The organism is Candidatus Zixiibacteriota bacterium (assembly GCA_029860345.1).
Lineage (GTDB): Bacteria > Zixibacteria > MSB-5A5 > GN15 > FEB-12 > JAJRTA01.
The window spans coordinates 65,702-89,662 of the sequence record JAOUBJ010000016.1 but is presented as its reverse complement, the minus strand read 5'-3'; the positions used below and the strand labels follow the sequence as shown (position 1 = coordinate 89,662).

The 23,961-nt window shown below is 51.3% G+C and carries 21 protein-coding genes, 2 tRNA genes and 1 pseudogene; 15 read left to right on the top strand and 9 right to left on the bottom strand.

Annotated elements, in window-relative coordinates; all coding sequences use genetic code 11:
* Nucleotides 1-2: 2 nt before the first annotated feature.
* The 4 genes from OEV49_14895 (at nt 3) to OEV49_14880 (ending at nt 2,782) form a co-directional block, all read left to right on the top strand.
* A tRNA-Val gene (locus tag OEV49_14895) sits at nt 3-76 on the top strand.
* A gap of 134 nt (nt 77-210) precedes the next feature.
* Nucleotides 211-287 (top strand) — tRNA-Asp (locus OEV49_14890).
* Nucleotides 288-784: 497 nt separating this feature from the next.
* Nucleotides 785-2,272, top strand: coding sequence for a metallophosphoesterase (locus OEV49_14885; GenBank protein MDH3892360.1), 1,488 nt, complete (start codon nt 785-787; stop codon nt 2,270-2,272).
* Nucleotides 2,273-2,518: 246 nt separating this feature from the next.
* Complete coding sequence (locus OEV49_14880; GenBank protein MDH3892359.1) at nt 2,519-2,782, top strand: GIY-YIG nuclease family protein; 264 nt, start codon at nt 2,519-2,521, stop codon at nt 2,780-2,782.
* Nucleotides 2,783-2,899: 117 nt separating this feature from the next.
* Here the strand turns inward: OEV49_14880 and OEV49_14875 are convergent, their stop codons facing one another.
* On the bottom strand, nt 2,900-3,421 hold the full coding sequence (locus tag OEV49_14875; protein MDH3892358.1) for a hypothetical protein: 522 nt from the start codon (nt 3,419-3,421) through the stop codon (nt 2,900-2,902).
* Between the two features lie 281 nt (nt 3,422-3,702).
* Between OEV49_14875 and OEV49_14870 the strand changes: the two genes are divergently transcribed.
* The 6 genes from OEV49_14870 to OEV49_14845 all read left to right on the top strand — a co-directional run bounded on the left by OEV49_14870 (nt 3,703) and on the right by OEV49_14845 (nt 11,513).
* Nucleotides 3,703-5,862, top strand: coding sequence for an ATP-grasp domain-containing protein (locus OEV49_14870; protein MDH3892357.1), 2,160 nt, complete (start codon nt 3,703-3,705; stop codon nt 5,860-5,862).
* A gap of 80 nt (nt 5,863-5,942) precedes the next feature.
* Entirely contained in the window at nt 5,943-7,460 is a 1,518-nt protein-coding gene (locus OEV49_14865; GenBank protein MDH3892356.1) for a gamma-glutamyltransferase, read from the top strand.
* Complete coding sequence (locus OEV49_14860; protein MDH3892355.1) at nt 7,457-8,143, top strand: N-formylglutamate amidohydrolase; 687 nt, start codon at nt 7,457-7,459, stop codon at nt 8,141-8,143. Before OEV49_14865 ends, OEV49_14860 begins: the two co-directional genes overlap by 4 nt.
* Nucleotides 8,140-8,862: a serine/threonine-protein kinase gene (locus OEV49_14855; protein MDH3892354.1), complete on the top strand. Its 723-nt coding sequence runs from the start codon at nt 8,140-8,142 to the stop codon at nt 8,860-8,862. Before OEV49_14860 ends, OEV49_14855 begins: the two co-directional genes overlap by 4 nt.
* Before the next feature lie 554 nt (nt 8,863-9,416).
* Nucleotides 9,417-10,739, top strand: a complete 1,323-nt coding sequence (locus OEV49_14850) for an NAD(P)/FAD-dependent oxidoreductase (protein MDH3892353.1) — start codon at nt 9,417-9,419, stop codon at nt 10,737-10,739.
* Between the two features lie 411 nt (nt 10,740-11,150).
* The gene (locus OEV49_14845) at nt 11,151-11,513 is read left to right on the top strand and encodes an RNA-binding protein (GenBank protein ID MDH3892352.1); all 363 of its coding nucleotides are present in this window, start codon (nt 11,151-11,153) and stop codon (nt 11,511-11,513) included.
* Nucleotides 11,514-11,586: 73 nt separating this feature from the next.
* On the opposite strand, the gene OEV49_14840 is transcribed toward OEV49_14845, so the two are convergent.
* The 4 genes from OEV49_14840 to OEV49_14825 all read right to left on the bottom strand — a co-directional run bounded on the left by OEV49_14840 (nt 11,587) and on the right by OEV49_14825 (nt 15,163).
* A complete protein-coding gene (locus OEV49_14840; GenBank protein MDH3892351.1) occupies nt 11,587-13,152 on the bottom strand; it encodes a radical SAM protein in 1,566 nt (521 codons plus the stop codon).
* Between the two features lie 5 nt (nt 13,153-13,157).
* The gene (locus OEV49_14835; protein ID MDH3892350.1) at nt 13,158-13,901 is read right to left on the bottom strand and encodes a hypothetical protein; all 744 of its coding nucleotides are present in this window, start codon (nt 13,899-13,901) and stop codon (nt 13,158-13,160) included.
* A gap of 34 nt (nt 13,902-13,935) precedes the next feature.
* Entirely contained in the window at nt 13,936-14,178 is a 243-nt protein-coding gene (locus OEV49_14830; GenBank protein ID MDH3892349.1) for an ATP cone domain-containing protein, read from the bottom strand.
* 295 nt (nt 14,179-14,473) lie between these two features.
* Complete coding sequence (locus OEV49_14825; GenBank protein ID MDH3892348.1) at nt 14,474-15,163, bottom strand: response regulator transcription factor; 690 nt, start codon at nt 15,161-15,163, stop codon at nt 14,474-14,476.
* A gap of 371 nt (nt 15,164-15,534) precedes the next feature.
* On the opposite strand from OEV49_14825, the gene OEV49_14820 reads away from it, so the two are divergent.
* The 5 genes and pseudogenes from OEV49_14820 (at nt 15,535) to OEV49_14800 (ending at nt 19,585) form a co-directional block, all read left to right on the top strand.
* Nucleotides 15,535-15,792 (top strand): RNA-binding protein, encoded by a 258-nt coding sequence (locus OEV49_14820; protein MDH3892347.1) that lies wholly within the window; start codon nt 15,535-15,537, stop codon nt 15,790-15,792.
* 1,128 nt (nt 15,793-16,920) lie between these two features.
* A complete protein-coding gene (locus tag OEV49_14815) occupies nt 16,921-17,166 on the top strand; it encodes an RNA-binding protein (GenBank protein ID MDH3892346.1) in 246 nt (81 codons plus the stop codon).
* A 267-nt stretch (nt 17,167-17,433) separates the two neighbouring features.
* On the top strand, nt 17,434-18,579 hold the full coding sequence (locus OEV49_14810; protein MDH3892345.1) for a N(5)-(carboxyethyl)ornithine synthase: 1,146 nt from the start codon (nt 17,434-17,436) through the stop codon (nt 18,577-18,579).
* A 297-nt stretch (nt 18,580-18,876) separates the two neighbouring features.
* Nucleotides 18,877-19,134: pseudogene (locus tag OEV49_14805) on the top strand (helix-turn-helix domain-containing protein).
* A complete protein-coding gene (locus OEV49_14800) occupies nt 19,130-19,585 on the top strand; it encodes a hypothetical protein (GenBank protein ID MDH3892344.1) in 456 nt (151 codons plus the stop codon). Before OEV49_14805 ends, OEV49_14800 begins: the two are co-directional and overlap by 5 nt.
* 415 nt (nt 19,586-20,000) lie before the next feature.
* Here OEV49_14800 and OEV49_14795 read toward each other — a convergent pair whose 3' ends face one another.
* From OEV49_14795 to OEV49_14780, 4 genes are all read right to left on the bottom strand, one after another.
* Entirely contained in the window at nt 20,001-20,531 is a 531-nt protein-coding gene (locus OEV49_14795; GenBank protein MDH3892343.1) for an archaemetzincin family Zn-dependent metalloprotease, read from the bottom strand.
* A 2-nt stretch (nt 20,532-20,533) separates the two neighbouring features.
* Complete coding sequence (locus OEV49_14790) at nt 20,534-21,886, bottom strand: sigma-54 dependent transcriptional regulator (protein ID MDH3892342.1); 1,353 nt, start codon at nt 21,884-21,886, stop codon at nt 20,534-20,536.
* On the bottom strand, nt 21,876-23,516 hold the full coding sequence (locus tag OEV49_14785; protein ID MDH3892341.1) for an ATP-binding protein: 1,641 nt from the start codon (nt 23,514-23,516) through the stop codon (nt 21,876-21,878). The genes OEV49_14790 and OEV49_14785 overlap by 11 nt, the downstream gene beginning before the upstream one ends.
* Nucleotides 23,517-23,768: 252 nt before the next feature.
* A complete protein-coding gene (locus tag OEV49_14780) occupies nt 23,769-23,960 on the bottom strand; it encodes a hypothetical protein (GenBank protein MDH3892340.1) in 192 nt (63 codons plus the stop codon).
* Nucleotide 23,961: the final 1 nt, after the last annotated feature.

The window sequence follows — 23,961 nt, the reverse complement described above, 5'->3', positions numbered from 1 at the left end:
TTGGGCGGTTAGCTCAGCTGGTTAGAGCACCTGCCTTACACGCAGGGGGTCACAAGTTCGAATCTTGTACCGCCCATATATTGGGCAACTGGAACCGGGTGACCGTTGTGTGTTTGGTACTGCTTTCCTGCACCATTCGGACCTAACACTCTTCTGTGTGCTCTGTGTTAATTGCTTGAGAGAATCGTGCCGATACTTACCGATACGATCGGGGTTGTAGTTCAGTTGGTTAGAACGCCTGCCTGTCACGCAGGAGGCCGCGAGTTCGAGTCTCGTCAACCCCGCCATTTTTTGTCCCCTGTTAGCGCCGGGGTTAACTTTAAACTGCAATCAGGCTGAACCGCGAATGGGCACATCTTGCTTTGGAGAAACCCACCTCTCCCCCGGGGAACCGTATAGACAGTGATTACTCGCAAAATTCGCGACACGAACCTCACTCGAAGGATGAAGCGGCGTTTCGATTGGAAATATGCGATTTGTGGCAAATGTATACTGCTTCCGAACGGGGAGTACTATGCTGAGGCGCATCACATTCGCCCTCTAGGTGGAGGACATGAAGGAACCGAAGAGAACATCATACTGTGCCCAAGCCATCATGCTGAATTTGATAACGGATCAATAGCCATAAATCCTGAGAATCTTAGCGTAACTCATTATGATGGTAACAATTTGAGTCATGGCAAGACCCCAGAGTATTCTCTGAGCTATCTGTTTGTCGATTACTTAACATACCACTTCAGACTGTTCGACTTACAATCACAGTGATTCTATAAGGGAGAATTCAATGTCAGAAGAGTTCATCTTAGGACACATTTCAGATTTACACTTTTCTCACGGAGCCCACTATAGGGGGAAACACACACACTCAATTGAACAGCTCAAGAACATCCAGAGAATTGTTGAGAAGACGAACTTAGATAAAATGATAGTAACCGGTGATCTCACCAATTGGGGTGATGAAGAAAGCCTTTTGAGAGCACACAGTTGGCTCTTCGACGATTTCGAAGTTGGTGATGGCACTTCAACTGGCCTCAGGTTGTCTCCTGATAAATTGGGAATCGTCCCAGGGAATCATGACGCCTTCTGCAACACTACAGATACAGGCAAGGCTAAATCGATCTGGCAAAGGGGCCTAGAAAAATATAACGATGTTTTTGACCACCACCAGTTTACACCCGACAACTCGTGCCGCTATGATTGGATCCAAAAAGGCGACAGGGCACTATTCATAGTCTATGTGGACACGTGCTACATTGGAGATCCAAAAGAGGAAAAACACGGAGTAAAACTAAATGCTCAGAGAGCAATCTCCAAAGTCGCTCGCGGCGAGTTCAACCGTAAACAATCAAAACAAATAATGGCCTGGTTTGAGTTGGGAATGAAGGGAAAGCTAGAGGTTCCAAACCACGCCGGGGAGTTTATCCCATCCAGAGTATTTGCGACTAGCCTGAAAATAGTAGCAGCACATCATTACCTGTTTGAGCCAGCCGGTGCGAAAAAAGAGAGACTGTTACACCTGGGCCATTCTGAGGCAGCATTTACGGATCTTTTCTCCTGTGACATTGACATGTTTCTATGCGGGCACAAGCATCATTCGGACATTACGCCAACGACATATGGTGAGAAATTGTCAAAAAACGGCAAGAATCGGCACTTATTGAATATCTTCAGAAGAATCTTAGGCATTCAAATGTATCCAAAACAAATCAGAAGTAAACGCGGAATCTTCAGAAAGAGATCACTCACTTCCCTTTATAATATCATAACTGCCACAGTATTGAAACGCAATCGGGCATCTGGGGTAGATGACGGTAGCTTTGTTCACGATCTGATTGAGGAATTCAAGAACGGTTTAGCTGATCCAAGTAGATTTGAGAAAAACGTCTTCAAGCTCCTTACTCAACACGGGATTGATAGGGAGGACAGTTTGGGAAAGAACGAACTTGAAGATATTCAGCAGAGGCTTGACGCCGCGTTCAGCCGTGATGAAAGAGAAAGATTAATAGAAATAGCAAAGAGCATTGAAAAAACCGGGCAGAATCTCAGTACTCGACCGTTTTACCACGTAATGGCTGGAGCTGCATCCAAAACCGCAGGTCCCACAAAGAAACAACGTAGTTTCAATACGTATCACATTCAAGCCAAGAGTGGAGAATATAGTATCAAGTGCAGCAGATATAATTGGGACATATCGTTAGGCGAATTCACGAGTCCACCGAGAGAGGACCATTGGGTTATTTCGGATCATCACAAATTCGGAGTTGTAGAATAGTCTAGTTGATGACTCTGTAGATTGCTGTCCTTGGAGTCATTTCCCTATAGTACCTGTCTGAATATGACAAAACTAACAGAGGGTATACCATAACAGAAAGGTCCCAATCCTGTCAGTTACACCCCGCCATTTTATACTGCCCCGGTAATTACCGGGATGTTTTTGTATCAGCAAATGAGGTTGTTACGAAATGAGTGATGCAGGCTGTGGTAAGTCCCAAAGGAATGTGCCCAACCAATCGGTCAAATGAGTTACTATCTTTACATCCTGCAAAGCGAAGCAATCGACAGACTCTACATAGGAGTAACAGGCGACCTGAAGAATCGGATCAAGCGACACAACCAGGGTCGCTCACTGTCGACAAAGTCAGCCCGGCCATGGAAGGTGGTCCATACCGAGGAATTCAATACGCGTTCAGAGGCGATGATGCGAGAAAGTCAACTGAAGAAGTGGAAGAACAAGGATAGACTGAAACAGTTGATCAAGCTCGGGGCCAGCACTTCTGAATAGGTGGCCTACAAGGGATTGTGTACGCCATGGACTGGCGACGGACAACTGTGGTAAATAGTAGTTCAGGTGGTTAAAACGTCCCGACCTTGGTCGGGAAGGCCGCGAGTTCGAGTCTCGTCAACCCCGCTTTTGTTGAGATTGAGCCCCTTCAGCGATGAAACTGAAGGGTTTTCTGTATGTGGCACTTAGACTTGCACCGTCCAGCTGGCAGTTCGAATATAGCAAATCAACCAGTTTTCGTTTTTCGAACGGACTCTGCCTATCCCATAGGGCCGGAAGCTCTTGCGCAAGTTCCAAGATTCTCTGGGCTGTCGGTAGGATGTTCGCATTGTCGCTTTGTAGCGTGTTCAATTGAGCCTGAAGTTGAATGCGTTCAGTATCCCACTTATGCGGTAGAGTAGCCCAATGTTCGGCTGAGATCGTTCCATCAAGCTTGTCATAGTACGCTTGCTCCGACCACTTGTTGATTTGTCCGAGCCGCAGATCTATTCGCTTTTCTTCTTCGGCTACCGTCGTTAGACTTTTGTTCTGTCTCTTGGCTAATCCACTAAGGATTCTGTCGGCCTGTGAATTGGTGAGAACTAACGGTCCCAACCTGTCCGCAAACTGTTCGACAACAGTTGCGTCTTTGACAAACACGAGATCACATCCACCGGGCTTCATACCAGTGCAATGGTAGTAAAGGTATTTTCCCTTTTTTCGCCACAAAAACTCCCACGATGCCGTTCATCAGTGCTACAGTCCGAATATTAGCGTGAACGAGAACCGGAGTCAAGGCAAAGGTCTTGAGCTTCCAGGCCGCGTAGGGAGGGCGATTTCGCTTTCAAATAACAGGCACGCTCCTGTATATTTATCTCAGTTGTATAGTGAGGTTGGACAGTTTGAGCCCCGGGAAACCGTTCTGTTGGAAGGCACAGTGAATGAAAGTAGCCATCGTCTACAACCGTGACAGCAAACGTGTGATCAATCTGTTCGGAATGCCGAATCAGGAGAAGATCGGCATGAAGACCATCGACCGCATCGCCGCCGGTCTTCGCAAAGGTGGCCACCAAGTTCGAGCTATCGAGGGAGATAAGGACCTCGTGGACAACCTGGAGCAGTTCATGCCGCGCGTCGTCAAAGGGGAGTTGCCCGGCCTCGTCTTCAATGTATCCTACGGCATTCAGGGTCAGGCGCGCTACACGCACGTGCCAAGTATTCTGGAGATGGTCGGTGTTCCTTACGTCGGGTCTGGCCCGCTGGCGCACTCTCTGGCACTGGACAAGGTTGTAGCCAAAATGATCTTCCAGCAGAATGGCGTCCCCACACCCGAGTATAATGTTATGCAGACTCCCGACTCGGATTTGCCTGAGTTGCCGTTCCCAATGATAGTGAAACCGAAGAATGAAGCGGTTTCGTTCGGTCTTAGAGTGGTTAAGAATGAAGCTGAGCTGCGCGAAGGCGTTACAGCCATCTTCGACGAGTTCAGACAGTCGGTGCTGGTTGAGCAGTACGTTGAGGGGCGTGAGATCAACATCGGTCTACTGGGAAACAACCCGCCGGAAACCCTGCCGCCGGTTGAGTTATTATTCGGCGATACTGGCCCCGCCATCTATACAATGGAAGACAAGATGCGCGAGTCGGGCAGAGAAATAAGTTGGGAATGTCCTCCGAAACTTGATCCCGATGTGCTTGAAACTGCTAAGGAGATTGCACAGAAGGCCTTCTCTGCTCTCGGCTGTTATGACTGCGCTCGGGTCGACATGCGTCTTGATGGTGAGGGTAACCTCTATGTGCTGGAGATAAACAGCCTGCCAAGCATGGGAGAGCATGGCTCCTACACGATAGCGGCGGCAGAAGCCGGGCTGGATTTTGGTGCTCTCGTGTGTCGGCTGGTTGATGTGGCTTCGGCCAGGTACTTCGGTACACCCAGTCCACCGACCATGGTCAAGCCGACTAAGAACATCGGTCAGAGACTTACTTCCTACCTGGTACAGCGGCGTGACCAAATCGAGAAGCGTCTTCAAGCATGGACGCAAGTGTCCAGCCGGACCTCCGATCCTACGGGCCTGGCGGATTCGGTGCGCCGACTGTCGAAATTCTGTGAGGAAATGGCTCTGACACCTGATCCAGACCTCACCGATGAGCGAGCGGTCTGGACATGGCAGTCAAAAGCCGGACTTGACAAGGGTATACTTTTGGTTGGGCATCTGGATGTTCCGACACCCCTGAGTGCGCCTGCAGTCATGTTTCGCCGCGATCCCGAGTGGCTCTACGGCGAAGGTATCGCGTCCTCAAGGGCCCCACTGGTGTGTATGCAGTTCGCCTTGCGCGCCCTGCGAAGCATAAGACGACTTCAGAACGTGCCGATGGCCCTTCTTTACTATACCGATGAAGGCCGCGATTACCGCTACAGCCACAAGATAGTAGAGAACGCCGTTGCCCGTGCCGCGAAGGTCCTCGTTCTGCGTCCGGGTAATCTCGAAAGCAGCGTTGTTACGCAACGCCGCGGACGGAGGAAGTACCGATTCACCGTCGTGGGTGAACCGCGCCGACTGGGAAAAGTCTACCGGAAACGCGGCGTGTTAAGGTGGACCACTTTCTGCCTCGACGAATTCGCCAAGCTAACCTCCAAGGAAAGTAGGGTGGCCGTGGCGACCGGCGATCTGGGTACGGAGTCATACCCTGAGTCTCTGCCTCATCGAACGACCTCAACCATACTGGTCAGTTTTCTTGACATTACTAAAGCTGATGCGGTCGAAACGCAAATGCGCGAGATAATAAAGACGAAGGAGTTTCAGTGCAGTCTGGAACTGCTCTCAGATCGACCAGCCATGAAGCGGACCAAGAGAAACCGTCAGCTCTTTAGTGAGCTGCAAGCTGTGGCCGACGAGTGGGAGATTCCGTTGGAGCGTGAGTCGTCACTCTCCCCGTCAGTGGCCGGATTGGTTCCGTCATCGAAAGCCGTAGTCTGCGGCCTCGGACCGGTGGCGCGAGATGTTGATACGCCGCAGGAAGCCGTGCTCAGACTCAGTCTGATGCAGCGAACACTGCTGCTGGCGCAGTACCTGTCGGGCCAAGTAAGGAACAAAGGGAAATGACGCCCAGGTCACGAACAGACGTTGATTCGGATACGTTGGAGCTTTCATCTCCGAGAATCAGGAAGCCGCAGAGGTACGCCTTGTCGAAGTACGGGATGGTCTCCACGCAACACTACCTGGCCACCGAGGCTGGTGTGCAGATGCTGGCCGAGAATGGCAACGCCGTGGATGCCGCTGTGGCGGCTGCGCTTGCACTGTGTGTCTGCGAACCTGCGGCGTGCGGACTTGGCGGACAGACCGCCCTCATAGTGCACCGGGCCAAAACCAAGAAAACGTTCGTCTTCGATGGTTCGTCATTCGCTCCTCATCGGGCCATACCTGGTTCTATACCGAAAGAGGAACGACGAAGAGGGTACAAAGCCGCGACAGTGCCGACCACGCCTCGCGTTTTGGCTTATGCTCTTGACCGGTACGGAACCCTTCCCTGGCCTCGGGTCATCGAACCGGCTATCAAGCTTGCTGAAGACGGCTTTGAAGTCTCTGCGCTGCTGAATGCCTTGACCAGGCGTGAACTGAAGTTTCTCAGGCAAGGAACAGCGTCCCGACATTTTCTCAAGAAAGGACGCGATCCCTATCGTGTCGGTGAGCGATTCAAGCAACCGGCATTGGCTGACTGCCTCAAGAGGTTAGCCCGGCGAGGTGTCGATGACTTCTACACGGGCAAGATTGCCAGAGCGATCCACCGGGATATGGTCAATAACAAAGGGCTGATCAGGCGCGATGACCTGGCGCAGGTTCAGCCGCCGATTGAAAGACGGCCGGTCGCCTGTTGGTGGGAGGGCAAAAGAGTAATGACTATGCCTCCCCCAGGCGCCGGCCGCACTCTGATTGAGATGCTCAATATCGTCAGCCAATTGCCCAAAAAGATGCTGCGGCTCGACACACCGCGGTCCGTATTGGCGGTGGCCAGAGTCATGCGTCAGGCCTATAGAGATCGCCGTGATCGGCCTTACGATCCGAACTACTACGCGCAAGTATCGGACCATAAGATGCTCAGCCCGGACTACGGTAAGCGAATAGCCAAACGGATTCGCACGGCCGGAGAGACCACGCATCTGTCGGTCATGGACAGATTCGGCAATGCGGTGAGTCTGACGCAGTCTATTGAACGTGTATTCGGCTCGTGCTGCGCCGCTGAGGACCTTGGGTTCTTGTATAACAACTACCTAATGGCTTTCGACCACGAAGATATGTCGCATCCTTACCACCTTCGCCCCGCCGCCGTGCCATGGGCCAGCGTCGCCCCCACAATAGTGTTTCAGGGGCGCGTTCCCTGGCTCGTAATCGGATCACCCGGCAGCGAGCGCATCACGGCGTCGATTCTCCAGGTGCTTCTCAGGCTGCGAAATCAGTCGCCGCTGGAAGCGGTGAATGCCCCGCGCCTTTACTGCTCCATCGGCGGTAAAATCTCCCTGGAAGCCTCCCGCATGCGTAGTGACATCCCGGAATACCTGGAAGACCACGGCTTCGAGATCGACATTCGGGACCCCTACTCGTTCTACATGGGTTGCGTGCAACTCATACTGCGTGAGGGAAGCGACTATATCGGCGTTGCCGATCCCCGCCGCGACGGTGCCGCAGGAGGACCCCGACCGTGAGTCTGCCGCTGCTCATATCCGTTCCCCATGCCGGACTGGATATTCCGGCCGAGCTGAAAGAGATCAACCTGCTGACACCGGAACAGATAGTAGAGGATGGTGATGAAGGTGCCGGAGAGATTTTCGCGATTGCCGATGAGGTCACGTCCCTGGTGACGACCGAAATCGCCCGTGCCTTTGTTGATATGAATCGCCCGGAAAATGACCGGGCCAGTGATGGTATAGTTAAGACGGAAACCATCTACAAGGTTCCTATCTACCGGGAGCCTCTGGCAGAAGAACAGATCGCTTTCCTCCTTGATCATTACTACCGACCATACCACCAAGAACTTAACCGCCTCAGTAGTGATGTCATTCTCGGCATCGATTGTCATACTATGGCCGCAGAGGCGCCGCCGATCTGCACCGACGCTGGAGTCCAGCGTCCTCCGATCTGCCTCAGCAATGGTGACGGCACCTGTTCACAGGAGTGGTTGGAGTCTATGGTTGACTGTCTGAGGGAATCATTACAATGCGACGTATCTATCAACGACCCGTTCAAAGGGGGACATATCATTCGTTCACACGCTGCGGAGCTGCCGTGGATGCAGTTGGAGTTGTCGCGGGCGTCGTTCATGCCCGATGAGGACAAGAGGCATTGTGTGCTGAGTGCCTTCCAGCAGTGGTGTAGGAGCGTAACATGACTAACAAGCCTGAGCCGTATTTCGATCTGCGCCCCGGAATGACCCTCGGTCGGAATTACTTTGTAGTGGAGTTTCTCGGCAGTGGCTGGGAGGGCGAGGTGTACAAAGTCGAAGAACGTCGCACCGGCATTCTGCGTGCCGCCAAGGTCTTCTACGAAGGTCGACGGCTGACCGACAGGCAACTCAAGCGGTATGCGAAGAAGCTCCACAAGTTAAGACACTGTCCCATCATTACCCAATACCATCATCGAGACATGGCCAGGGTAGGACGTGAGCAGGTCGAGATTCTGGTTTCCGATCTCGGCGGTGGCGAGATGCTTTCGGCATTCCTTGAACGGCAACCTCGTAAGCGTCTGGCACCCTTTGAGGCGCTTCATCTACTCCACTCAATGGCTGTCGGTATGGAGCCGATTCATTTCCTTGGAGAGTATCACGGCGATATCCATTCAGACAACATTCTGGTTAAGCGGGTCGGGCTGACCTTCCAGGTACGTCTGCTGGATTTCTTCGATCTGGGACGGCCCACTCGTGAGAAGATGCAGTATGATGTTATTGACCTCGTGTCATTACTGTACGAACTGATCGGCGGACAGTCCGGCTACACCAGGGCGGGGGATGAAATACGGAGGATCGTGATGGGGCGCAAACACACTCTGATCCGGAAGAGATTCAAGACTGCCGGTCAGTTACGTATTGCATTGGAGAACATTGCCTGGTAAACCACTGAGCCGTGGTCGCGTGGCCCCTCCGCCACGGTCTTGTAGCGAGTTACGTCGCCGAATTCTCGATCACCCAGCCGCGGAACTCGTCTCGTAGACTACGTAGCAGTTGTTGCTGAACAACGAGTTAGTCCTGTCGGTGGTCAGCGAGATAATCTCGCGTTCCTTCCCAGAATGGAGAATTCAGATCCCTGATCCACCAGGCCTTACAGCAAGAAACAGAATCCTGACTCTCTCATAATGACGCGGAATCAGCTTCGCGGGATGTGAGACAGGCTCTCGCAAGCTCATCAGAAAGACCTAACGTACGGAGACTAACCGCGGACCGCGTAGGTCGACCTGAACCTCAGGGACAGAACCAAACTTTGCATGATGCACGCTGAATTCGAGTCTCATCGAGATGAGTTGGTTATTCAATAGCCTGCGATTCATGGCCAGTTGGAAACATGCCTCGGAACGAAGCTGTTTACAATTGTAGTGGAATCTTAAACGTTATGGGCTTTCTTAGTAGATGTCATTGACTGAATCAGTTGATGAGTGCCGAGGAGATTGAATTGCCGAAGAATCGAAGCAAACATCGTGTGGTAGTAGTTGGGGGTGGTTTTGGCGGTCTGTGGGCTACCCGTTCTCTCCGGCGGTCCGATGTGGAGATCACACTGGTTGATAAACGCACCTTCCACTTGTTCCAGCCATTGCTCTATCAAGTAGCTACCGGCGGATTGTCTCCGGCAGATATTGCATCGCCCTTGCGGGGTGTCTTGGCGCATCAACGAAACGTGTCTGTGAAACTTGGAGAAATGATCGGGATCGATTTCGAGGGGCAGCGTGTCCTATTGCGGGACGGCCAGTTGAATTACGACAGCGTCATTGTAGCCACAGGTTCGGAAAACCACTACTATGGCAACGATCAATGGAGAGGAGTTGCGCCCGGACTCAAGACTATTGAGGATGCTCTTCGGATTCGGAACCGCATTTACTCGGCGTTTGAGAAAGCCGAGAACGAAGCCGATTCTGATGAACGGACACGACTGACCACCTTTGTAATTATTGGCGGTGGGTCTACCGGTGTTGAGTTAGCCGGTGCCCTTGGTGAAATCGCCCAAATCACTCTCAAAGACAATTTCCGATCCATCAATGCTGCTGATACACAGGTTATTATCTTGGAGGCCGGCGAAGGTATCCTTGCCGGTTATGATGAGAAACTGCAAGCTGCGGCTGTAAAGTCCCTTAGCAAATTGGGTGTGAGCGTTCGCACAGGAGTCTTTGCGAAGGCAATAGATGAAGAAGGTGTGACGGTCAGTGAGGCCGGGCGAACTTACTGTATTGATTCCCGCAATGTATTGTGGGCAGCAGGTATCAAGCCCTCACCAGTCGGGGAACTGTTGGTTTCTAATGAAAACATGTTGGACAAGACAGGCCGAGTGCTCGTAAATCCCGACTTGAGCCTCCCCAACCATGAAAACGTATACGTTATCGGTGATCTCGCCCACGTAGAAGATGATACCGAGTCTCCCCTTCCCGGCACGGCACCAGTCGCCATGTCGCAGGGTCGCTATGTGGCCTCACAGATAACGCGCAAGCTCAATGGCCAAACAGTCAGACCATATCGGTATAGAAACGCAGGTCAGATGGCTGTAATCGGGCGGGCGGCGGCGATCGCCGATCTCGGGTGGGCACGCTTCTCTGGTTACCCTGCCTGGCTGCTCTGGCTTTTTGTCCACTTGATGTACCTCGTTGAATACGACAATCGGCTCGTGGTCTTCATTCAATGGGCGTGGAACTTCTTCACTCGTAATCGTGGTGCCCGTCTGATAACTTATGACACCCAGAGCTCAAACCGTCAATTGGATGATGATTCGACACGTGCAGACAAATAATGTGGAATAGTGAGGCTTAGAACTCAACTTCCTTCGGCTCGCCTGTCTTGCTGCAAATCACCACCACTGCTCTCGATCCGATTAATGTCTTGCCGCACGCTGTCGGACATTGACTTGCGCCCTATTGAAGCGGGCGTCTGACTGGCGCAATCATCGGAATATTGTACAAACACACGGAATTGAGTAACCTATTTGACAATATAATTGGAGACTTCTGTCGAGAGATAGGTTATAATGAGTAGTTAGTATTGATTTGAGTTCGACCTTTTTCGTAGTCTTGTCTTAAACCACAACACCCCGCTAGAGATTATCTCGAATTGATCGCGCAATCCTGCGCAATATGTCTTTGTTTTGAAGCGTCTGTCTTCTGTGGAACTCAGATCTTTGGAATGAGCTACAAAGGAGTGTAGAATGAACATCTACATCGGAAACATGGCGTTTGATACGACAGAAGATCAGTTACGCCAAGCCTTCGAGGGATTCGGGGAGGTCTCATCTGTCAGGATGATTACAGACCGTGACAGCGGTAAAGCGAAGGGGTTTGCTTTTGTCGAGATGCCTGGCACGGACGAAGCTAAAGCTGCCGTGGCCGGCCTCAAAGGTCATGAGCTTAATGGACGCACACTGACTGTCGACGAAGCGAAACCACGCGCCGAAAGCAACAACGTCCTGACCGGCAATCGCGAAGGTGGCAACCACTACCGCAAGGTGTACCAAAAGCCAGCTACCCACCCGCGTACTGCACGGGACCGGGACGGTTTCAGAGGAGAGTAACCTCCGGTTTGTCTCAGTGCCTTTTATCTGGAAGGTTGCGACGTGGACGATACTCTGGAGGATGTAGTTAGTTTCAGGCTGCTCCGGTATCTGAAGTGATGCAGAAGGAACACTTCTTCTGCTGTGACACAAGATAGGCATTGGGGTCGTGAGTGATGGCCCCTTCCGGTAACCATTCCCAGAAGTGTCCGAGGTCGCGACGAATCTTCTCAATGAAGTACTGAGGAACATCAGTCGTCTCCTGCTCGAAGAACCGTCGGAGCGATCGGTCCGTATCTAATAGCCGACGTATTTCGGTGAAGTATCGGATCCGACCGGCGCCTTCCGATGAAACTGCTCGCACAACGTTTAACCACTTCGGAATCATCTCCCTATTGGCCAAGAGACGCTTGAGTATCATGCGAGGAGAAAACGAGTACTTAGTCAGATCAATCAGACGATCGTAAAACTCCGGCCAAGAGTAATGCCGGGGCCTTACATTCATCTGACTGTTACTGAGTAGATGAAAGGGAAATGGGAGGACTCTATTGTCCCGCTGAAAAGTCAGATTAAGCGGTGCCGCCTGCCCGAATGCTGACAGTAAAGAGTAGGCGGGGAACGCCCCGGGCGTAATATCCAGGAAACGCTTGGTCAGTTCGAAGGGCTCCGGTCCCTCATCACCGTCAAGACCCACAATATGGTTGGTTTGCACATAAGGAACATGTCTCAGAATCATGTTGATTTGTTCAGATATTCTCAGAACCCTGTCCGATCCCATGGTTTTGCCCGCCCTGGATTTATTGCCGAGATCAAACCACGACTCTATGCCGGGCAAGAGTGCCTTGAATCCGTTGTGTTTGAGGCGCAGAATGTGCTTCTCCGAAAGCAACGACAATGTGGACTCAGCAATGAAATCAACGCTCCCAGGCGGAACAGCCTCTTCAATCGCATCCAGACAGTTGTCAAACTGAACGCCAAAACTTGGATCGTGCCACGCCACCCGAGGTCGCTTGAACTTGCCGAGTAAAAAACGCAGATCTTCCTTCATCGTTTCAACGTCCAACGGTTGGTATGGAACTGATGAGTCAATACAGAAGTCACAGGCATACGGACAACCCAAACTGCTCAAGAGTGGGATCAACTTGATAAACGGTGCTTTCCTCAACGTCTGTTCAATGTACTTCCAGCGCGCTCTTACACTGGGCATTTGTACAGGATGCCCGCTTGCTGACAGGTGTAAACCGTGAGGGCGATGCGGGGAACAATCTCCTGTGATTTCCTGGATCAGTGTCCTGTCGGTGAATCCCAAGACATAATCGAAGTACTTCTGAGCGTCCTGCGGGTAGCACCGTGCATGAGGCCCGCCAAGTACAGTAACTGTGCCTTTAGCCCTGAACAGGCTACTGAGAGCGTACGCAAGCAGCGCCGATTCGGTGAAAGATCCGATGAAAACCATATCCACTTTGCCCGGCAGTTCATTGAGGAGGTCTTCTCGGCCAGTATATGTGACCAGCGTAACTTCATGGCCCTGCTCTTCACACCAGATCGCTACAGCCTGCGGCATAATACTGGCCAGGTTCGCTCCCATTACGCGCATCCACAAGGTTTTTGTCGGAGCTTTGGCCACGAGATCAATTATGCCAATGGAGAGCTTGCGCATGAATGTCATCCTCCGAGCCGACCAATAAGCGCTCCGCCCTCGTTCTCCCAACTATCGGCAGCGGCCCTGGTGATATGGTCAGAAGAGTTCGAGTCGGGAAGACCCCAGGAGCTGAACTTATGCTCTGAGTCAACTGAGCCCGTTTGCAGTTGGAACATTGGATTGTTGTCTGTTTCGGCTGCGGAAATGTGGCCACGCTGCAGCGAGTGTAATATGTATTGCGGAATCAGTCGGCGAAGCCGGCCGAGTTTCGATTTGACCGATTCCACCCGGAGATCGGTTATGTATGCAATTTCCGCATGCGAGAACCGTTCACGAAACAACAGAATCATAATCAGCCGGGACTCCGGTCTGAGACGGGCTATTGCTCCTTTTACAGATCTGTCGGAGATCCTGGCTAACAGCGAAAGTCCCTCGCGGTCGATTGATGGAACTCTGTATTGCTGACCGCGGTCGTCGGTACCCTGCGTGGCCCTGCCGTTCTCATCAAGAAACCGGAAGATTGTGTGCTTTCGATTGCCACCTTTGCGGAACTCCCTAACCAGGGATCGGAATAACCGCGCTTTGCTGCCGACTATGTCACCGGGGCCGCTCCACGAGTGATAGGCCCTTGTCATCGTCTTGAACACCAGATCCTCAGCGTAGCTTCGGCGCATAGTAAGCCACTTGGCGCTTCTCCACACTGCCTCAAGGTGAGGAAAGGTATCCTCTTCAAACCGTTTTCGTTGTGCCGATTTCACTGTCAGCATGACCCAGCTCATTCTGCCCTATAGGGGCGCCGCTTCAAATCTTGTGAGTCTTTTTCGGGTGCGATTCGTACTGTTTGGCGGCCTGCGGCTCGTGGTTCTTAATGCCGCCGATAACGCGATTCCGAACCTCCGACGTGCTTATGCCTTCGTGATGACTGATGTTACCGGCCACTTTTTGAGCCGTTTCCTCAGTGATGCCGGCGTTCCTCATCGAGTTCTCGATCTTGGCCGAACGAAACTCCTCTTTGAGTCCTGATCGCTTTGTTATGGTGTCCATGAATCCACTCTTTCCCAGTTGTTTTTGCTTATACTCAACCTCCGGGTCACGCTGCCGCGCAGCCTATCGAAACTCTGTCCTCTCCTCGTTGATTACAGTGCAGACAGTGTTTTGCGACCCGAGGGCACATACTATCCTGAGACATCCGGCTACAGGTCAGATATATCGCCTGGATCGGCGCTCCCCTCCATGCGCCGATCCACGCGATAAAGTCTCAGTTACAGTATAGCTTGTTTATGAAACTGTACAATCGGCCGAAGGATTGAAAAGAGGATTAGTCCCTTGGATTGATTAACTAATCGGAGTCTTTGGAGGGACGTCTGCCTGAAGATCTCACCATTCCCTCAGTGAGGGCAAAGCTGGCCAATTCCAAACGGGTGTGAAGAGCCAGTTTCTCCAGAGTGTTGTGAACATGGCTCTTAACGGTATGTACTGCAATATTCAGCTCTCTGGCGATTTCCTTGTTACTCATTCCCCTTGCGATAAGGTCCACAACCTCATGCTCCCGCTTGGTCAGCTTGACCGCCTTCATAAAACGGTCTGCTTTGCCGCTTTGAACGGCGTACTCCACAATGTGAGAGAACAGTGATCCTGTCAGCGACGGTGGAAGTACCTTTTTGCCTTCAGCCACCGACCGTATGGTGTGCAGAAAGTCATCGATGGTGGCATCCTTGAGGATGAAACCGGACACTCCCGCTTTGACGAATTCGACGACTTCAGACTGCACCGGCATAAGATCCATCACCACGATCTCGGCCTTCGGATGTTTTCTCTTGATCGCCTCCGCGACTCGAATACTGTTCTGGCTCCTCAGGCCCAGATCAAGCAGTACAACCTGGGGCTTGATCTTCTTGGCTTTTTCCAAGGCATCACCATTGCCCGTCGCTGAAACGGCCTTTATATCCGGCTGTTCATTGAGCATGGCAGTAATGCCTTCACGCAGAAGGCGATTATCTTCTATCAAGAGCACTCGAATCTTGGCCACTGTCTGATCTCCGAAGTGATTTATAGCTCAAACTCACCAAAAAAATATAAAGACAATGGCAAAACGTCAAGCACAAAGGGCCCGAAAAAATGCTCCAGAAGAGCATGCGCCACAGACGTTTCGCTGATATCCGTAAGAACAGTTCTGTGTCTAGTTCGGCATATGCCAAAATAGTTTAGGCGTTTTGCGTTTATCTGCGTATACTGTTATAGAATTGGTGTTATCCAATTGACCGTTTTTCAAGCCTTGTTCTGGCACCTCAATCCTTGACGAACTTTTGAAAAGATAACTATGGCGCTATTACGCGCCAAATGAACGTTGTCTGTGGCGCATTTGCAAATGCGAACAGATAGACACAAAAGGAGTTTGTAATGAAGATCTATGTAGGAAACCTCGCTCATGAGACAACCGAGCCGCAGCTTCGTGAGTCATTCGAAGCATTCGGAACAGTGGACTCGACGAGCATCGTAATGGACAAGGACAGCGGCAAGTCGAAGGGATTCGCTTTCGTTGAGATGTCCTCAGACGACCATGCACAGAAGGCCATCACTGGTCTGCACGGCAAGGATCTGGCCGGGAACCCGTTGAAGGTGAATGCGGCCAGGGACAACTCGTCCTCCAGTAACTAGACAGAACGGTCGTTCCGAATCGAAGGAGTCCGGTTTATACCGGGCTCCCCCGATATCTTGTGAGATGTACGGCAGTGTCGAGCCAATCGAACCGGACTAAACCTGTGTGATCAATAGGGCCGCAACGCTATAGAAAAGCCCCGACTAGAGCCGTTCACGAGCAAGTTGCTAATACGAATGAAAGGATAGGTGTGCTATGAACATTTATATCCGGAATCTGTCGCCTGAAACTCTTTGCTCAGAACTCCTTGGATGTTTTGAGGAATTCGGTGAGGTGAAAGATGTCACGATCAGCACATACACTGTTGAAGGACGGCCCCGAGCCTCGGGGTTCGTCGAAATGTTGTCCAGAAAACAGGGTTTGGCAGCTATTGTTAGCTTGCAGGGCAAGGAGCTTAGTGGAAGTCTGCTGCAAATACAAGGAGGATAAAGGAGCGTGGCTTTTGGTCAAAGCTAACCTCAGCCAACCTGGCTACGAAAGGTTCCAGACCAAAGCCCGGTCACCTTCACCACTCAACGACAGTACTCGGAATCCCTATCGCCTCTTGGAAAGGAAACAAGTATGTCACTATTAGCATGGATGATCCTTGCATCCATCCCCGGCTTTTTCGGCGGTGCTGTGATTGTGCTTCGTAGAAGAGCAATTCGCGCGAGAGCCGGTAACGCAAAGCAGAAACGATTACAGAGGACATTTTGTTAAGAAAAGAGAGGCGCAGTTATGGTGTTGTTGCACATATCCGGGGTCTTCCTGAGAAGGCTAACGAACTTCGTCAGCGCCTACTTAATTTGGCCAGGCTGACTCGACATGAGCAGGGATGTATATCATGCGAAATCATGGAAAACGGGTGCGACTCAACCGAGTTTACACTCCTTGAGGAATGGTCGGACGAGGGAGCGCACACTGCTCACTTCGGCACCGATTCAACTCGGAATGCGATGAAGTTCATCCCAAGCTTGCTCTCCCCCGAACTTGATCTTCACAAGCACATACTGCAATTGAATTCGGTGAGATATGGCACCAACAGCTATTGTCTGGCGGCAAGATGACGTAGAACTGTTCCATGTGCAGGAATACGAGTACGGCTGGTGTCGATATGTTAAACCCTAAAAAGATGAACCGAGACAGATATGAATCTATACGTCGGTAATTTATCGCCAAAGACAACGGAATGGCAACTTCGCAAGGCGTTCGCGCGGCACGGCAAAGTCAGCAAGATCAGTATGGGCAAGCAACCACCTGAGGGCGATCCATTTGGCTTCTGCTTTGTTGAAATGCCGTTCGACAGTCAGGCTTCGCGGGCGATCACGCAACTGAACGGCGAGAAGCTTGGCGGCTATGCTCTAAATGTCAAAGAAAGCGGCGTGAATGTCTGAACCTGAAGAACTAGTCCGACTGCGATCCACGTGCGCTGATTCGCCGTGATCTCGACGCCTACGTCAAAGGAGCTAGATCCAAAACCACTCCTTTGGCCGATTTACATCTGCACCTAAAATGACATAGTTGCAAACGTGGAAAGCCGAACTGTACTGCAGCAAATAGAGGTTGTCTTACTAAGTAAGGCTGGCCGAGTGACTGCCGGTAAATGGTTGACTGTACCACTGGATTAGACGCCCTGTCTACTTAAGCGAAAGAGAAATGAAATGAGAAACTGTACGTTTGGAGTCGTTGGCATCTCTAAAAAAGAAAATGAGCGACGACTCCCAATCCACCCTGAGCATCTATTGCGCTTACCCGAACATGTGCGCCGTCAATTGATATTTGAGGAGGGGTATGGGGAGCCGCTCGGTATCGGTGATTCGGAGATAGCGGCTCTGGCAGGTGGCATTGCTACACGTCGGAAATTGTTGGCCGACATTGGAAGAGTTATCATTCCCAAGCCAGTGTTATCCGATTTGCAGGAACTTCGCGAGGGCGGAGTTCTTTGGGGCTGGCCACATTGCGTTCAACAGTCGGATATCACTCAGACTGCGATCGATCGTAAACAAACACTCATCGCCTTTGAGGATATGTTTGTTTGGGGGCCAAACGGACAGGTTGGCCGTCACACATTTTATAAGAACAACGAAATCGCTGGCTACGCTGCGGTATTACATGCCCTGCAATTAAGAGGCATTGACGGGCACTACGGAAACCAACGCAAAACGATCATTTTTAGTTTCGGCGCCGTAAGCCGTGGTGCGATATACGCTCTAAAGGCACGTGGGTTTAGAGACATCACAATCTGCATTCTACGCCCAGATCACGAAGTACGGGAGGAGGTGCTCGATTGCCATTATGTCCGGATTAGAAGAGGGAGAGGAGGGGAAGCGCGTATTTTGGTCATTGAGCACAATGGTAGTGAGAGGCCGTTACTTGATCTGATCAGCCGATCGGATATTATTGTGAACGGAACTATGCAGGATCCCGATCATCCCACCCTATTTGTGTCTGAAGATGAGAAATCCTGCCTCAAGCCAGGTTGCTTGATCATTGATGTCAGTTGCGATGAGGGGATGGGATTCTATTTTGCCAAGCCAACTACGTTTAGGGACCCAATGTTTAAGATAGGACAGGCAGATTACTATGCGGTGGATCATACACCAAGCTATCTCTGGGAAAGCGCCTCTCGATCTATTTCCGCCGCTCTCATCGTGCATCTGCCGGATGTGGTCGCGGGACGTGAGAGGTGGCAGGAGATTGAGACCATACGACGGGCAATAAATATCGACGCGGGTGTAATTCAAAAACCCGACATACTGTCCTTTCAGAAGCGCCAGTCGATCTACCCCCACGAACCTGTCAATTAGATGTAATGTATGGAAGGATCTTTCCTCTAAATCGGTGTAACAAGATGTACGTAATGTGCAATGAACCTTTCCGAAAGGGGTCGCTCTAGGGTGACAAAGGTGGAAGAAAAGACAGATGCAAAAGTAGGAAGCAAAAGGAAAGCAAAGACGCGCAGAAAGCGCGAGAGAAACAGGATAAACAGCCGAAGGGCATTCCTAAAGAGAAGCTATAATTGTACCGGGACGAACTTGAATTGACACTTGCATAATAAAGTGAGTGGTCATTTATCTCTGAGTTAACCAAACAAGGAGATAATTATGACCACTCAACAGAAGCTCGTCCAGAAGAAACTTACCCTTCTGGAGCTGGGGGAATACCTTCAGAACGTATCCGAAGCTTGCCGTATTAGCGGCTGTTCCCGCCAGCACTTTTACGATATCAAGAAGGCCTACGAGAGTCAAGGTTTAGAGGGGCTGAAAGAGAAGACTCGCCGCAAACCGTGTGTGAAGAATCGAGTAGCACCGGTGACTGAGCAAGCGGTGTTACAAATGGCTTTGGAGTATCCGGCCTATGGTCATATTTGTGGCGCAAAGGGCGCAGGGCGTCGAGAGTTTATCGTGGACATCGTTTGTCGCCGGCTTCACGCCGTTGCTTATCGTCACTGCATCTTTCTTCAACAGGAAAGCCTATTGGAAGAGTGAAGCGCGCGATTACTACCTGATGGCAGCGGCTATCATCGGCATCATCCTCTGGGCAATTACCGGCAATCCGAACTTGGCCCTACTGTTCTCGCTACTGGCCGATATGCTGGCGGGCATACCGACGCTTATCAAGTCGTATCGCCTTCCTCATTCCGAGAGTTGGATTGCCTATGCCATCAGCACATTCGGCTTCGGAATGTGCTTTCTGTCGGTTCAAACCTACAACTTTGAGAATACCGCTTTCGTTGCCTATGTGTTTATCCTCAACGGCACCCTTGCGATACTGGCCTCACGGAGCCGTAAGCATAGACAGGCGCCTGGCTAAGTCTTACCGTGATGTTGGGTGAACTCGATGTTTATCTTAACGCGGGAAAGACTGTAAAGCTTGGAGCCCTCCAAATGAAGATTGTTCATTCACCAGGCCACTCGCCCTGAGGACTTTGCCTTTAACCGGACCAATATCTCTTCTCGCGAGGTTGTCTGTTCAAGGGCTCTGTCGGTCGCGGCCAGCCTTAGGTATCTGAAGGCTCCAGGGGAGGCCGGGCTTTCCGCTTCACAGAATTGCCAGGAGGCTACCATAGGAGGTTACTTGCTCATACATCACAAAGTTGCGAAATTCGTGTAACCAACCCCGCGTTTTCCATATCTTCTGGTTTATCCATAAGTTAGATGTATCACAGACAATGGTTACATCTTAGGATTATTATGGCTGGTCGGGATCGTGTCTCACTACAGAGAGACTATGTGCTTGCCCTTCGCAGGCGTTCTGAGCAGGGTGAGCAGAACCTGGCGGGTTTGAAGTCGATTTCCTCAGCACAACAGCTGGTGCGCATTACGCACTCGGTGCTATGACAGTGGGTCAGGCCGAAGGTGTGGCCCAGTTCGTGCAATGATTCCGTTATGAGTCTGTCACGCATCTTCTGTGGTTCAGCCGGTAGCCCATACAATTCGTCTCGAAAACGGTGCGACGATACAACCGCTACTCGGCCGCCAAGCTCAGCTTCACCGAACACGTATGTCAGAACCGGTATAAAGAGATCCTGCTCGGTGATCCCTAAGACCTTGTCGATACACTTCGGATATGTTTCCAAAAGGTGCGAGAGAACCCAAGTGGAATCGACCTGGTTTCTAAATCGATCCCGCCCCTCTTCCAAGGAAAAACCGTTTTGGGCAATCGCCACCTTCGCTCCCAGAACTTCCTTCAAGGCCGCAGAAACTGCCTCCAGTAGGGATGCATCCTCGAATCGTAATGGAACAATTTGAATTGTCACTCTTATCTGCGCAGTCCGTATTTTTCGATCTTATGGTACAGTGTCGTCCTATCTATCTGAAGAATGTCCGCTGCATGAGTGACGTTTCCCGCAGATTGATCCAACACTTTTTGTATGTGGATTCTCTCTACCGATTCCATGCTCATGCCCTGCCGCGTGTCTGATTTCCCATTGAGAATCGGCAGGCATGCGCCTGCGACTTTAGGTCCTTCGGCCACCACGACTGCACGCTCGATAGCGTTGTGAAGTTCCCTGACATTCCCCGGCCAATCATGATTAGTAAGTAAGGTAAGGGCATCCTCAGAGAAACCGCTGACCGCTTTGTTCATGCTGGAGGCCAGTTTCTTGAGAAAGTGATTGGCCAGTATCGGGATGTCCGATCGTCTCTCTCTGAGCGGCGGCACCTGAACAGAAAAGACATTCAAACGATAGTACAGATCTTCTCTAAACTCTCCCTTCTCCACAGCGTGCTCAAGATTGCTATTGGTGGCACAGATCAGGCGGAAGTCTACATTGATAATCTCGTTACCGCCGACCCGGGTAAACTGTTTAGTCTCAATAACACGGAGCAGATCCGACTGCGTCTTGGCGTCAATGTTACCGATCTCGTCAAGGAAGACCGTACCGGTATTGGCCATTTCCAGTTTCCCCTTACGACGATAAACGGCGCCGGTGAATGCCCCTTTCTCATGTCCAAAAAACTCACTCTCGGTGAGACCGGGTGTCAGCCCTCCACAGTTTATCGTGATGATAGGGAAGAACCTTCGCGGCGAGGCCGAGTGAATTGATCGGGCAATTAGTTCTTTGCCGGTACCGCTTTCTCCCCTGATCATCACCGTCGTGTCGGTAGGCGCCACCGCTCGGACCAATTCGTGGACACGATGGATGGCCGGGCTATCACCTATGATCTGGTCGTACTCATACAACTCCTGGATGCGTTCCTTGAGTTGCACGTTTTCTGTCTGGAGCCGCTTGCGATCACCTATTCGGCTGACCAGATGAACCAGGTAATCGGGGTCTATCGGCTTTGTCACGTAGTCATCTGCACCATCTTTGAGCGACTTGACGGCGGTGTCCACCGAGGCATAGGCGGTTATCATAATAGTGGTGAGGTCCGGATCAATCTCCTTTAGCTTGCGGTTCAGCTCTATGCCATCCATGCCGGGAAGTTTGACGTCCAAAAGCGCGATGTCCCATCGCCCCCGCCTCAGTTTCTGCAGCGTCTTCGTAGCATCAGACGCCGCCTCGACAGTGTAGCCGAATTCCTTGAACCACTTGGTGAGAGAATCGCGAACACTATGTTCGTCATCTACTATCAAGATACTCAACGACTGGCCGTTCTTATTATGACCCACGTCTGTCTCCTTCTATTTGTCCTGATGCCGATATTGACTCGGCCGCGCTATTGTCGGCGGGGAGCCGTTTTGGTATCTCGACGGTAAAGGTGCTGCCCTGGTTCACAGTGGACTCTACCTCGATACGGCCGCTATGTGCTTCAATAATACCATATGCGACCGACAACCCCAACCCAACACCCCTGCCTCCCTTTTTGCCGCTGTAGAATGGTTCGAATATGTGAGCAAGAAACTCCGTTGGAATCCCGCACCCGGTATCCTGAATCGAAATCCTAACTGAGTCTTTCAGTTCGAGCACGCCAACTGTAAGGTGTCCTCCCTGGGGCATAGCCTCGACGGCGTTCATAAAGAGGGCCAGCAGCGCCTGTTGAAGTTGATTTCGATCGCAGACTGCCTCGATCGGCTCGTCAGAGAACACCGTGACCAGCGTGATCTCATTCAACTCCAGATGATGCTGCACTAACTGAAGGCCGTGTTCAACAATGTGTTTCACGTCCCGCGATGCAAACTCTCGCATCTCCCTTTTGGAAAACAGAAGGAGGTTCTTGACAATACTGCCGCTGCGCAGTGTCTCTTCACAGACTATTGACAAATCCCCTTCGATCGACGAAAGCAACTCCGGCGTGATTCTTCTCTCAGCCAGACGTTTCCGTGTCAGACGCGTATATGTCAGAATACCCTCCAACGGGTTGTTCAGTTCGTGGGCCACTGTCGCCGCCAGTTTGCCCAGCGAGGCCATTTTCTCCACCTGGGCCAGATGAGTCTGGATTTGCTGCAGTTCCTCGGTTTTCTGATCGACCTTCTCCTGAAGCGTCGCCGACCATTCGGTAATTTCGTCGTGGGCTTTCCTGAGTTCCTCGGTCATTCTGTTGAACGAGCTGGCCAGTTCACCGATCTCATCGGCAGACCTTATGGGTATCTTGTAACTCAGATCACCTTTCGCAATAGCCTTGGTCCCCTGGCTGAGAGTACGCACGGGAACAAGTATCAAACTGTAGATGAGTACACCAACAACGGTAAGAACGATTAGGACCAGGATGACCGATACGATTACTGTCTGACGCTGGTTCCTGGCCAGATTGGCGTAAACTGTTTCCAGTGACATCTGTACATCAAGGACCCCGAGCACGGTTCGCTCCTCAAGTGAAACATGGCACCCAACGATTGCGCAGGACGGTTCGTTATTGATCGGTTGCGTCAGAGCGAGAACATCGTGACCGCCCTCGGCGGCCCTGACAATACGTTGGCGTTGCGTTGTCCCCACCGATTTCAACGGCTTCGTCGCCTGATGACAAACCTGACACGCCCTTGATGTAATGGCTACTTGACCATCCTTTTCGTCCGGTCGAGTAGTAAAGATGATCCTGCCCGTTTTGTCGTAGATCCGAATCACTTCAAACCCGGACATCGTCTCGAAATTCTTGAAGATTTGATCAATATCTTCTTTTCGATTTATCAACATACTGTAGTGGATAGAACTCTCGATGAGTTCGGTGGTGCGAATTGCGCTTTGCCGAACCAGTTGCAACATGTCTTGCTTTTGATCAGTGATGGTGAGGACGGTGAAGACACTCAGGCCGATGAACATCACCAAGAACAGCGAGATGTATAATTTCAGTCCCAGCGACATATTTACTCAGACCCAACAGTCCGTTCAGGTAGTTGCAAGATAACTATGAAATCAAAATAAACAAGCGCAACCGGACCTAATGCGGATAAAACAAACCATAATTATCCATAAGGGCGACATGGAGTTAGGCGACCTTCGAGGGCTGCTTCCGGTGGGCATGAACGACGATCGTTCGATGATGGTATCGGGCATGGAGACCTCCTTCGGCACGATAAGCATGAAGACGAGAACAGCAGGATCGTGCGATGGATGTCATGGCGGTGGTGGACCTTGCGGATTGCTTTCACTTTGCTGCTTGCGCATTACGATGTCAAACTCGCAAAGCTCACAATCATACTCCAGGGGACAGAGCTTGAACGAGATCACGCCGGCAGTCATCCAGATACACCGTTTCTCCTTTTTCTCTGGTGGCCGATTGCCACCTGTTGATGTGCTCTGTTTCATT

Coding starts and splice junctions, on each gene's coding strand:
- OEV49_14800 (MDH3892344.1), top strand. CDS start 19,130: ATGGTCATATTTGTGGCGCAAAGGGCGCAGGGCGTCGAGAGTTTATCG.
- OEV49_14880 (MDH3892359.1), top strand. CDS start 2,519: ATGAGTTACTATCTTTACATCCTGCAAAGCGAAGCAATCGACAGACTC.
- OEV49_14870 (MDH3892357.1), top strand. CDS start 3,703: ATGAAAGTAGCCATCGTCTACAACCGTGACAGCAAACGTGTGATCAAT.
- OEV49_14785 (MDH3892341.1), bottom strand. CDS start 23,516: ATGTCGCTGGGACTGAAATTATACATCTCGCTGTTCTTGGTGATGTTC.
- OEV49_14885 (MDH3892360.1), top strand. CDS start 785: ATGTCAGAAGAGTTCATCTTAGGACACATTTCAGATTTACACTTTTCT.
- OEV49_14840 (MDH3892351.1), bottom strand. CDS start 13,152: ATGCGCAAGCTCTCCATTGGCATAATTGATCTCGTGGCCAAAGCTCCG.
- OEV49_14835 (MDH3892350.1), bottom strand. CDS start 13,901: ATGCTGACAGTGAAATCGGCACAACGAAAACGGTTTGAAGAGGATACC.
- OEV49_14845 (MDH3892352.1), top strand. CDS start 11,151: ATGAACATCTACATCGGAAACATGGCGTTTGATACGACAGAAGATCAG.
- OEV49_14780 (MDH3892340.1), bottom strand. CDS start 23,960: ATGAAACAGAGCACATCAACAGGTGGCAATCGGCCACCAGAGAAAAAG.
- OEV49_14820 (MDH3892347.1), top strand. CDS start 15,535: ATGAAGATCTATGTAGGAAACCTCGCTCATGAGACAACCGAGCCGCAG.
- OEV49_14830 (MDH3892349.1), bottom strand. CDS start 14,178: ATGGACACCATAACAAAGCGATCAGGACTCAAAGAGGAGTTTCGTTCG.
- OEV49_14810 (MDH3892345.1), top strand. CDS start 17,434: ATGAGAAACTGTACGTTTGGAGTCGTTGGCATCTCTAAAAAAGAAAAT.
- OEV49_14855 (MDH3892354.1), top strand. CDS start 8,140: ATGACTAACAAGCCTGAGCCGTATTTCGATCTGCGCCCCGGAATGACC.
- OEV49_14815 (MDH3892346.1), top strand. CDS start 16,921: ATGAATCTATACGTCGGTAATTTATCGCCAAAGACAACGGAATGGCAA.